We start from the raw sequence: 10,480 nt of genomic DNA, 5'->3' as shown, positions 1-10,480 counted from the left end.
TAAGATTAAATCTCAACTATTACACATTAATTTGATCAAGTTTTAAATCTTCTAAGGATATTTGCATTGATTTTATAATACTCGGCGTATTTGTATATTTAATTTCAAAACCTAAACGTTTACCATTTTTAAAAATTAAAAGATCTATTTCTGCTCCGTTATGAGGTGACCAAAAATAGCATTCCTCAGCCTCAGCTTTATAGTATCTAATAATTTGTTCTAAAGCAAACCTCTCCCATGATGCACCGATTTTAGGATTAGTATTTAATGCTTCATAACTATGTAACCCTAATAAAGCGTGATATATTCCGCTATCTCTAAAAAAATTTTAGGAGTTTTAACTTGTCTTTTCTTAAGATTTTCATACCAAGGCTGCAAAACACGGATCATAAAAGTTCCTTCTAAAATATCTAAATAATGCTTTGCGGTATGATATGAGATAGATAAAGAATTTCCAAGTTCTGAAGCATTGAATATATTAGCGTGATAATGGCAAAGCATTAACCAAAACCTACGTAACTACATAGACGGAATTGTAAAACCTAAATTTGGTATATCTCTTTCTAAAAATGTTTTAATATAATTTTGATGCCATAAAGTACTTAACTCTTCATCATCTGCGAGATATGATAAAGGAAATCCGCGCCGCGTACCCATAATTTTTGAGTGTCTGGCACTTCAGATAAGGCAAACGGTGTCATTTCAATATAGCCTATCCTACCGGCCAGCGTTTCAGAATCTTGTTTAATTAAGTCTCTTGATGCACTGCCTAGTACTAAAATTTAATATCAGTTGTATCAACAAGAACTCTTAAAATAGGAAATAGATTCGGTTTATACTGAATTTCATCGATAATAACAAATCCTTTTAGATCAGACAAAGCAAGTATCGGTTCATTTAATCTTGCTAAATCTAAAGGATTTTCAAGATCAAAAATATTAATTTTAGGAATATTATAAGCTTCTGCAAATTGTTTAGAAAGAGTAGTTTTTCCACACTGCCTTGATCCTAATAAAGCACAAACTTTATGAGTTTTAAAATGTTTTATTATTGATGAAAGGAATTATTTTCTAAGCATTTAAACTAGCATACTCCAAAGTAAGATGAGGAATCAGTAGACGAAGGTCAATTTCAAAAAGAGCTAGGAGTTCACAAGGCGAGGATCGGAGCATATACTTGATACGTGGGAACCGTAACTCTTGTAGAACGAACGCCAATTTTTGAAATTCACCGAGTATACCATGAAAATTAGAAATTAAGTTTCTAATTTTCAGTATAAAAAGAAAAAGTGGTGAAGTCAAAAAGCTTTTTCTCGTTCTGCAACTATAATAGCATTTATTTTTTTAAGCGTCTGGTCGAAATCATCGTTAGTAATTACATAATCATACTCATTAGCATGTGACATTTCATTTTGTGCCGACTGCATACGTAATTTTATTGCTTCTTCATTATCGGTCGCTCTATTTCTTAAGCGTTGTTCCAGTATTTCAATACTAGGAGGCAATATAAATATAGCAACAACATTAGTAGCATTTTTCTTAATGCTCTTTGCTCCTTGCCAATCAATATCAAACAAAACGTCCAAGCCTTGATTTAATAACATTTCGATATATTCTTTAGGCGTACCGTAATAATGATCGTATATTTTAGCATATTCAAGAAATTTATTCTGCTTAACTAATTCTTCAAATTCTAGACTGGTCTTAAAGTAATAGTTTATGCCCTCTACTTCTCCTAAACGTGGTTTTCTTGTAGTTGCCGAAATAGATAAACGTAAATTATTATCTATTTTCAATAATGCTTTAGCTAAACTTGACTTACCCGCACCTGAAGGGGAAGATAAAATTATAATCAGTCCTTTATTTTTTATTGTCATATTTTATGTTTTATTTCGTAGGTACAGCATATTTCAGAAATATTCAGACAAGATGAATTTAAATACAAGCCTGCGAAAGCAGTAGATAAACTACGTGAGTACAGCCAAATCATACAAAATTCGCTTACATCAAGCTTTATGAATTATGTCGTACTTTTCTTTTTATTACCTCATCCATAGTACAATTAAAGTATTTTGCTATTTTTAAGATTGTATCTATTTCAGGATTGAATTCACGATTAGCTTCCGCTCTCATAATTCTACTAACAGTCGTATAAGGGATATTAGTGACTTCGGCAAGATATTTACGATCTATCTTTTCTTGTTTTAATTTTTCTTCTAAAAATTCTTTCACTTTAGTCGCAAGTGCCATATTAATAACCTCTGAATAAATAAAGGATAGATATATACAAAGTTTGACGAGTATTACCAACCTTGTTACATGGGTCGAAAAGCCTACTCAATGTCATCTCCGCATAGGTGGAGCTTTGTTGTATGGCTCAAAAAACGCCCTCGACGTCATACCGTGGCTTGTCCACGGTATCCAAAAAATAACTAAAAATATCAATAATATTGATATTTTTAACTGGATCCCTTGAATAAATCACGGGGTGACAGGAAGAAATCGAGCCATGCAATAACACGGGTATTACCAAACATTTTTTATAATTATAGGTAATTTGTAAGACCTTATAATTACCAAATCAAACCAGATATTATAATTTCTATATTTAGAATTGCTACTTAAAAACATTTCAGCAGCCCTAGTAATTCTTCTTTGCTGATTGAAAGATACAAATCTATCATCAATTTTAGAGTTTCTTGCTTTGACTTCAATAAAAACAATTTCTTTATTACGTAACGCAATAATATCTATTTCACCGGCATAATAACGTTTTATATGATGCAGTATTTGATAAAATTTTAATTTATAGATTATTATACAAATATATTCGGCAATAATACCAAAATAGCCCTTTTTCATTATTCCTTAGGTAACAATACTTGCACAAATTCCGTTTTAGATAGATCAGCTGCTACATTTACCATAACATCATGTTCCGTAACTTTAGACACATAACCCACTAAAATACCTGCAGGATAAATATTACCGTGTCCGGAGGTTACTATCTCCTCATCTTTTTGTACTAAATGATTGTTAGGCAAGTATAAAATTTTACTATTATTATTGTTACCCGCTAAAATACCTTGTTCTCTTGAAGAATTAGCTTTAATAGGTATTCTGGAATTAACATCACTAATTAACATTACTTTAGCATAATTATTACTCACTTCTATTACTTTTCCTATTAATTTTCCTGAATTAACAACGATTTGATCAGGTTCAATGCCTTGCTTTTTACCTGCCGAAATCAAAGCAGTTCTAGAAAAGGGATTAAAAGAAACACTAAGTAATTTAGTAGTAATATATTCAAATTCTTCTTCCTCGGCAATCGTTAACAAATCTTTTAATGCAATATTTTCGGCTCTTACCGATTCTACCTCACTTTGCAAATGTTGTAATCTTGCTATCTCAAGTTTAAGCTCTATATTTTTTCGTTCTAAATCTTGAAAATAAACAAATTTTTGTGTTATTGAATTTATATATTCAAATATATCTTCATAAACTGCTAAACCGGTTGATACTATACTACCGGTTATCTCAAGTGATATACTAGATATTTTTTTAGGCGTAGTAAAAAATAAATATACAGACAATCCAAGCCCAAATATAACAAAAAAACGCTTAAGAGTATTTGATATTATTCTTATTAATTCTAATGAATTTGAAGAATTTTTTACTCTATTTGCAAGTATTGCCATTTTTAATCCTGTTTAAATAGTACATGTTTTAGCTTTGTAAAATCTTCAAGTACTTTTCCTGTGCCAAGTGCAACACAAGAGAGGGCATCATCTGCAACTATCACAGGCAATTTAGTGGCTTCACTAAGAACAAAATCAAGATTTCGTAATAATGAGCCGCCGCCTGTTAAAACAATTCCCTTATCAACTATATCTGATGATAATTCAGGAGGCGTTGCTTCTAGTGCTACTTTTACCGCTTCAACAATTTGACTTACCGGTTCAATTAGACTATCAGCAATTTGTCTTTCGTTCAATATCATTTCTTTAGGAATACCGTAAATTAAATCACGTCCTTTAATTTCCATCTTTCTTGGCTCAGCATTTTCATCTACATAAGCCGTACCTATTTCTTGCTTTATCTTTTCAGCAGTAGCCTCACCTATCAATAGGTTATAGTGCCTCCTTATATATGAGATAATAGCTTCATCCATCTTATCACCGCCGACTCTTACCGACCTTGCATATACTATACCCCCTAGTGATAAAACTGCAACTTCCGTAGTGCCTCCTCCAATATCAACAATCATCGAACCGGTCGCTTCCGTTACGGGTAGCCCTGCTCCGATCGCTGCCGCCATAGGTTCTTCAATTAAATAAACATCCCTACCCCCTGCACTTTCTGCTGCTTCTTGAATAGCACGACGCTCAACCGGCGTAGAACCAGAAGGTACACAAATAACAATTGTCGGACCAAAAAAAGAGCGACGATTATGCACCATTCTAATAAAATATTTTATCATTTCCTCTGCGCCCTTAAAATCGGCAATAACGCCGTCTTTTAAAGGTCTTTTTGCTTCAATATCCGTAGGAGTACGCCCAAGCATCATTTTTGCTTCATGACCATAAGCATAAGGCACAAAAGCACCGTCTTTTTTTATTAAAGCAATAACAGAAGGTTCCCTTAGAACAATTCCACGACTTTTTTGATAGACAATAGTATTTGCCGTACCAAGATCTATGGCCATACCGGAAGAAAACCCTTCCAAAAATTTCATTATCATTTTATTTTTTCTCTCTAAATTCTAAAAACGCTTCTATGGAACTGTTAATAAGATAAACAGTCCCATAGTAAATAAAAATTTAATATATACGAAGTTTAATTTGAAAAAGAGCAAGAAGCCTCGGAATTTTTGTCCGCAGCGTGGGATACTACGTGAGGATTAAAAATGAGAAGCGACGCAGCCAATTTTTCAAATTAAACTTCGTATATATTAAATCTCCTTATAATGTAAAATAATAAAGTTACTAATAAAAAATATTAGCATACTAGGCAATAAAATAGCAGCAATTAAAGATAAATTATTATAAGTAAGTATTTTTAATAATATTTCTGATAACGAATATGCTATAAAACCTGAAAATAAACCTAATATCAGTATTTTTTCTTGGGAATTATCACGCTGTTTAAGACTAATAAAACAACTTGCTAAAATTACGGTTGCCATCATCATTATAGGCTTAAATAATTGCTTGTAATAATAAATTTGATAATTAATAGCCGGTAAGCCTGAATTTAATAATTCATTAATTAATTTAGGCAAAGCCCAAATAGAAACCATTTCAGGACGAATAAATTTATTTACTAAACTATTAATTGATAAATTTGTCTGTATAGTTAAATTGTTATAAGTCTTAGTTTTCTCTTTTGTAAAAACCTTAACTCTATTTAAATGTAACATTTTATTTTCAATAATACCGTATAAGGCATCAATTCTCTTTAAAAAAGAATTATTACTATCAACAAATAATATTGTAATATTATTTAATTTTTTCTCAGCAATATTAATAAATTGTGTTTGAATAATTTGATTTTCATCATTTAAAGATTCAAAAAATAATAAACCTGATTTAGATATTATCCCCTCACTCAAGGTTTTTTTAGTTAGTTTTGCCTCTAATAACTCATATTTTTGTAATCCTATAGTACCGATAGGATTCAATATAGTCGTAAAAACTATACCTAAAATTAAGGTTACAATACATGGAATAACAAGCACTTGCCAAATATGAATACCGCTAGATAACATGGCCGTTAATTCATTATTTTTTGTTAGATTTCTAAGAAAAAATAACATGGAGATAAAACTAATTAACGAAGATACTTGACCTAGTAAATAAGGAATCTTATATAAAATAAGTCTCCAAAAAAAACTAAAAGGAACATAAATATTTTTGAATTTTTGTAAAAGATCAAAAATATTTGAGATGATTAATAGCCCGATTAAAAGAAATAATATAATAAAGAAACACTTGGAATATAATTTAGTGAGATACCAAGAAAGTGTTTTTAGATTAATCATTATAAATTCAGTGCTAATACGAATTTAAATAAGACTTTGTGTGGTGGGGCTGGTAGGACTTGAACCTACGACCACACCGTTATGAGCGGCGTGCTCTAACCAACTGAGCTACAGCCCCTTTTCATTTGAAATTTATATAATTATTATGCCGTTAAGTCTAGTAAAATTTTTATATTTTTGAGGTATTGTCTAAAAAACAGGGCGATGTGGATCAGTTTTTTCGTCATTGCGAACGACTAAAGGCATTGTTGCATGGCTCACTTATGTCATTCCCGCGTGACATTGTTGCGTGGATATCTAACCGTCATTGCGAGGAGCGAAGCTTTGCTGCTATCCAGAAAAAATAATAAAAAAATTCTGTAAATCAGAATTTTTTTACTAGATTGCTTCGTCGAATTACTACGTAATTCTTCTCGCAATGACGGAAAAGCAGATTCACGCAACAATGCTTCTCGCGTGGGTGCATGAGTGTCAACTTAAGCAACGATGTCATTCCCGCGGAAGTGGGAATCCATTAAAGTAAAGCTTTTTAGCATATGGATTCCTGCTTTCGCAGGAATGACATAAAACGATCCATGGAACGCCGCCGCCTACACTCGGGAATTACATAAAGAGTATTTACCGGTCTACACAGGACGGGAATGACATAACAGGTTATAAATAAAAAAAAGGTCGAGTAGTAAACTCGACCTTTTAGGATACTATAATTAGTAAATAATTTTAGTGATGCTTAATTACAGCTCTACGATTATGAGCAAAAGCTTCTTCAGTATTACCCATCATAGCAGGTCTATCTTTACCGTAAGAGATTGTATTTAATCTGTTATGGTTGATTCCTTTATGAGCTAAGAATTTTTTCGCTGCTTCTGCTCTTCTTTCACCTAAACCTAAGTTATATTCTCTGGTACCTCTTTCATCGCAATGTCCTTCAACAGTAACTTTTAATTCAGGATGCTTTGATAACCAGCAAGCTTGTCTCTCTAGTGCCTCTTTAGCCTTTGGTGATAAAGCAGAGCTATCGAAAGCAAACCGCACTACAGTTTCTGCATGTTTCTCGAAATCTTTCATTAATGAGGCTTCTTCACCTTGGTTCATATTACCGTCAAATTGCGGTGTTCTTTTTGTTGTATTACACCCTGCAAGCACAAATAATGCAAGAAAAGCTAATGTAATTTTTGTTTTCATAATTAAACTCCTTGAGATTATAATTTATTAATATTGAATTCATTTTAGCTAGTTATAAAACTAAACTAACCAAAAGCTATGTGAGTTAGTATATATCATTATTTTATTAGTTTAAAGACTAAAATATTATAAAATGCAATTACTTCTGTATAAATGTGGTAAAAATATCATTTTTATAATACAAGTGGATAGTTTGGATAAATAGATAAATGAAGTTTAATATAGAAAAGAGGAACCGATTTTGAAGCTTATAACCGGCAGCTTATATATAAATATATAATATGTGAAGATCAAGAAATATTAAACAACAACGACAATTTTTGAAATTCTACCTGAGTATATTCACCATCTAATTAATACACTGCCCCAAGTAAGACCTGCACCTATAGCTGAAAATAGTAGAATATCACCTTTTTTTATTTTGCCTGATGCTTTAAGAGTATTCAAAGCAAGCGGAATAGAAGCCGCAGAGCAGTTAGCATGTTTTTCTACGGTTTTCACTACTTTATGCTCTTCTATATTTAATAGTTCAGCGAGTTTATTGATAATACGGATATTTGCTTGATGAGGTATGAAATAATCAATATCGCTTACACCGAATTGATTGGCATGCAGTAAATCTTCTATAGATTGTTGCATTTTTTCTATTGCATGACGAAATAATTTTTGCCCCTGCATAACTATCTTGCCACTAATACCATTCATACTTACACCACCGTTCGTGTATAATATTTCATAATCAGCCCCGTTTGAGAAGATATTACTATCTATTAAACCGGAATCATCACTACTACGCTGCAATATTACGCTACCGGCCCCATCACCGAATAAAACGCAAGTAGTCCTATCATTCCAGTCTAATAATGACGTCATTTTCTCGGCTCCTATAAGCAAAATAGTTTTATATTTACCCGATGAGATAAGAGAATTTGCTACTTGTAAACCATAAACAAAGCCGGCACACACTGCTTGTAAATCAAAAGACGGTATATTAGTTAAACCAAGATAACCTTGAAGCTTAGAGGCGACTGAAGGGAAGCTATTATCCGGAGTAGTAGTACATGTAATAATTAAATCAATATCATTTGCCGACACTCTCGCATCCGCTATAGCTTTTTCAGCTGATTTTAAAGCAAGATGGGAAGTATATTCTGTATCACCTGCTATATGACGCTGCGTAATACCTGTTCTTGTTCTAATCCATTCATCGTTAGTATCTACAAATTTTGCAAGCTCGTCATTACTAACTATTTTTGAAGGAAGATACTCGCCGCAACCAATAATTTTACAGGTCATAAATTTTAGGTACTTAAGCTACTTCTTCTTCAGTTTCAATTTTCTTTGTTACTACTTGGCGATTATTATAAGTACCGTCGACTAAAGAAACGTGATGAGGAAGTTTATATTCACCGGTTTGCGAGTCAACTATTACGTTAACTTTGCCAAGTGCTAAATGCGAACGTCTCATATTACGTCTTGATTTTGATGTTTTCTTCTTTGGAACTGCCATTGTTAGCCTCTCTAAATATAAATTAAAAAGTATTTGTCAAATTAGTGAAGCAGTATATTATAATCTTGTAATAAAATCTAGATAAAATTAAACTTATGAAAATTTTTATAACATACATTTTTAGTATATTAGCCTTTTTTTCCTTAAGCGGCTGTAAAACTATCGAAAATAGAGGACAATCCATTGATGATTCGGCACTTGTAAAATTAGAGTCTAAAAAACTAAATAAAACAGAAGTCGTAGAGTTAATAGGTACACCTACTATGGTACCGGAATATTCCCAAAATACTTGGTATTATGTTGAAAGAGTTATTTCTCAAAGAGCTTGGCTCAATCCAAAAATTGAAAAGCAGAAGATAGTAAAAATGACGTTTGATGCTAATAATTTTATGCAAGAAATAGTAGTAATAGATGATTCTCATAGACAAGATATAGAAACAGTCCGTGAATATACTAGAACATATGGAACGGAACTTAACGGACTACAAAAATTTGTTAAAAATTTAGGTAGATTCAATAAAACTACCGACGGAAATAAAAACAAAAGCGAGAATAAGAAGAAGAGATAAGTACCTTAAATTGTCTTGATTATTGTCATTCCTGCGAAAGCAGGAATCCAGTAAAAAAGTGTAAATACAGCAAGTTTTTGAAATTAAAAGTGGAGGTTATCTCGCTTTATGATGGATTCCTGCTTTCGCAGGAATGACATCAGTAACATGACAACGTAGCAGCAACAACATCCATAAAACAAAAACTATCTAATATGATTTCGATATTTAGTAAATTAAAACAAAGTTTATCTAAAACTTCTAATAAAATATCAGAAGGTATCGACAAAATATTTTACAAGAAAAAATTAGATGCAGAAACTCTAGAAGAGCTTGAAGAGCTGCTTATTGCAAGTGATATGAGCGTTTCGGTAGTAACTAATATTATTGAAGAGTTTAAAAAGGTAAAATTTGACAAAGAAATAGATAGTAATACAGTAAAAGAAGCTCTAGCTGAATTAATAGAGCAGCAGTTATCAAAATCAGAAATTCCTTTTACACTAAACGAAAATAAACTAAACGTAATTTTAGTTTGCGGTGTTAATGGAGCAGGTAAAACCACCACTATAGGTAAGCTTGCTGCAATGTACTCAGCACAAGGGAAAAAAGTAGCGGTTGCGGCCTGTGATACTTTTAGAGCGGCTGCCGTGAATCAGCTAGGCACTTGGGTAGATAGAGCAAATGCACTACTTATTACCGGTGAAGAATCAGCTGACCCTGCGAGTGTTGCTTACTGTGCTATGGAAGAGTCGATAAAACAAAATATCGATATACTTTTTATCGATACGGCAGGCAGGCTTCATAATAAGAAAAATTTGATGGATGAACTGTCTAAGATTGTAAAGGTTATAAAAAAACTAGACGAGAATGCTCCTACTCATAGCGTCTTAGTAATTGATGCTATTACAGGACAAAATACTTATAACCAAGTAGAACATTTTAATGATGCTACTAATTTGACGGGGCTTATCGTGACTAAATTAGACGGTAGTGCTAAAGCCGGAGTGCTTGTCGGAGTAGTACAGAAATTTAATCTACCCGTATACTTTATCGGTATAGGCGAGAAGAGAGAGGACTTAAAAATATTCAACCGACATGATTTTGCTAAAAGTCTAGTGGGGTTGTGAGGTTTTGCTACGTGGATCGTTTTTTCGTCATTGCGAGGAAAAATTGAAAATTTTGACGAAGCAATCTC

At 32.4% G+C, this 10,480-nt stretch carries 11 protein-coding genes, 1 tRNA gene and 1 pseudogene; 2 read left to right on the top strand and 11 right to left on the bottom strand.

What is annotated here, in order from left to right; genetic code table 11:
- Positions 1-22 precede the first annotated feature (22 nt).
- The 11 genes and pseudogenes from KYQ89_RS08060 to rpmF all read right to left on the bottom strand — a co-directional run.
- Positions 23-1,051, bottom strand: a pseudogene (locus KYQ89_RS08060) (ATP-binding protein); the annotation flags it as partial.
- Between the two features lie 246 nt (positions 1,052-1,297).
- Positions 1,298-1,876 (bottom strand): guanylate kinase, encoded by a 579-nt coding sequence (gene gmk / locus KYQ89_RS06675; protein WP_218460929.1) that lies wholly within the window; start codon positions 1,874-1,876, stop codon positions 1,298-1,300.
- Between the two features lie 136 nt (positions 1,877-2,012).
- Complete coding sequence (locus KYQ89_RS06665) at positions 2,013-2,249, bottom strand: helix-turn-helix transcriptional regulator (protein WP_039595196.1); 237 nt, start codon at positions 2,247-2,249, stop codon at positions 2,013-2,015.
- 276 nt (positions 2,250-2,525) lie between these two features.
- Positions 2,526-2,861, bottom strand: a complete 336-nt coding sequence (locus KYQ89_RS06655) for a YraN family protein (RefSeq protein ID WP_218460928.1) — start codon at positions 2,859-2,861, stop codon at positions 2,526-2,528.
- Complete coding sequence (mreC, locus tag KYQ89_RS06650; RefSeq protein ID WP_202069294.1) at positions 2,861-3,700, bottom strand: rod shape-determining protein MreC; 840 nt, start codon at positions 3,698-3,700, stop codon at positions 2,861-2,863. The genes KYQ89_RS06655 and mreC overlap by 1 nt, the downstream gene beginning before the upstream one ends.
- A gap of 2 nt (positions 3,701-3,702) precedes the next feature.
- Positions 3,703-4,743 carry a rod shape-determining protein gene (locus KYQ89_RS06645; RefSeq protein WP_040256378.1) on the bottom strand — a complete coding sequence of 347 codons (1,041 nt, stop codon included), beginning with the start codon at positions 4,741-4,743 and terminating at the stop codon, positions 3,703-3,705.
- 210 nt (positions 4,744-4,953) lie between these two features.
- Complete coding sequence (locus KYQ89_RS06640) at positions 4,954-6,042, bottom strand: LptF/LptG family permease (RefSeq protein ID WP_218460927.1); 1,089 nt, start codon at positions 6,040-6,042, stop codon at positions 4,954-4,956.
- Positions 6,043-6,083: 41 nt separating this feature from the next.
- Positions 6,084-6,160: transfer RNA gene (locus KYQ89_RS06635), tRNA-Ile, on the bottom strand.
- Positions 6,161-6,762: 602 nt separating this feature from the next.
- Positions 6,763-7,227: a peptidoglycan-associated lipoprotein Pal gene (pal, locus tag KYQ89_RS06630; RefSeq protein ID WP_218460926.1), complete on the bottom strand. Its 465-nt coding sequence runs from the start codon at positions 7,225-7,227 to the stop codon at positions 6,763-6,765.
- A gap of 342 nt (positions 7,228-7,569) precedes the next feature.
- Entirely contained in the window at positions 7,570-8,523 is a 954-nt protein-coding gene (locus KYQ89_RS06625) for a beta-ketoacyl-ACP synthase III (RefSeq protein ID WP_218460925.1), read from the bottom strand.
- A 13-nt stretch (positions 8,524-8,536) separates the two neighbouring features.
- A complete protein-coding gene (gene rpmF / locus KYQ89_RS06620) occupies positions 8,537-8,737 on the bottom strand; it encodes a 50S ribosomal protein L32 (RefSeq protein ID WP_008579275.1) in 201 nt (66 codons plus the stop codon).
- A 95-nt stretch (positions 8,738-8,832) separates the two neighbouring features.
- Between rpmF and KYQ89_RS06615 the strand changes: the two genes are divergently transcribed.
- On the top strand, positions 8,833-9,306 hold the full coding sequence (locus tag KYQ89_RS06615; RefSeq protein ID WP_218460924.1) for an outer membrane protein assembly factor BamE: 474 nt from the start codon (positions 8,833-8,835) through the stop codon (positions 9,304-9,306).
- A 194-nt stretch (positions 9,307-9,500) separates the two neighbouring features.
- Entirely contained in the window at positions 9,501-10,412 is a 912-nt protein-coding gene (gene ftsY, locus KYQ89_RS06610; protein WP_218460923.1) for a signal recognition particle-docking protein FtsY, read from the top strand.
- Positions 10,413-10,480: the final 68 nt, after the last annotated feature.

It is taken from the genome of Rickettsia sp. TH2014, assembly GCF_019249195.1.
GTDB lineage: Bacteria > Pseudomonadota > Alphaproteobacteria > Rickettsiales > Rickettsiaceae > Rickettsia > Rickettsia felis.
This window is presented reverse-complemented; position numbering and strand designations above follow the sequence as displayed.

Coding starts and splice junctions, on each gene's coding strand:
- gmk (WP_218460929.1), bottom strand. CDS start 1,876: ATGACAATAAAAAATAAAGGACTGATTATAATTTTATCTTCCCCTTCA.
- KYQ89_RS06665 (WP_039595196.1), bottom strand. CDS start 2,249: ATGGCACTTGCGACTAAAGTGAAAGAATTTTTAGAAGAAAAATTAAAA.
- KYQ89_RS06655 (WP_218460928.1), bottom strand. CDS start 2,861: ATGAAAAAGGGCTATTTTGGTATTATTGCCGAATATATTTGTATAATA.
- mreC (WP_202069294.1), bottom strand. CDS start 3,700: ATGGCAATACTTGCAAATAGAGTAAAAAATTCTTCAAATTCATTAGAA.
- KYQ89_RS06645 (WP_040256378.1), bottom strand. CDS start 4,743: ATGATAATGAAATTTTTGGAAGGGTTTTCTTCCGGTATGGCCATAGAT.
- KYQ89_RS06640 (WP_218460927.1), bottom strand. CDS start 6,042: ATGATTAATCTAAAAACACTTTCTTGGTATCTCACTAAATTATATTCC.
- pal (WP_218460926.1), bottom strand. CDS start 7,227: ATGAAAACAAAAATTACATTAGCTTTTCTTGCATTATTTGTGCTTGCA.
- KYQ89_RS06625 (WP_218460925.1), bottom strand. CDS start 8,523: ATGACCTGTAAAATTATTGGTTGCGGCGAGTATCTTCCTTCAAAAATA.
- rpmF (WP_008579275.1), bottom strand. CDS start 8,737: ATGGCAGTTCCAAAGAAGAAAACATCAAAATCAAGACGTAATATGAGA.
- KYQ89_RS06615 (WP_218460924.1), top strand. CDS start 8,833: ATGAAAATTTTTATAACATACATTTTTAGTATATTAGCCTTTTTTTCC.
- ftsY (WP_218460923.1), top strand. CDS start 9,501: ATGATTTCGATATTTAGTAAATTAAAACAAAGTTTATCTAAAACTTCT.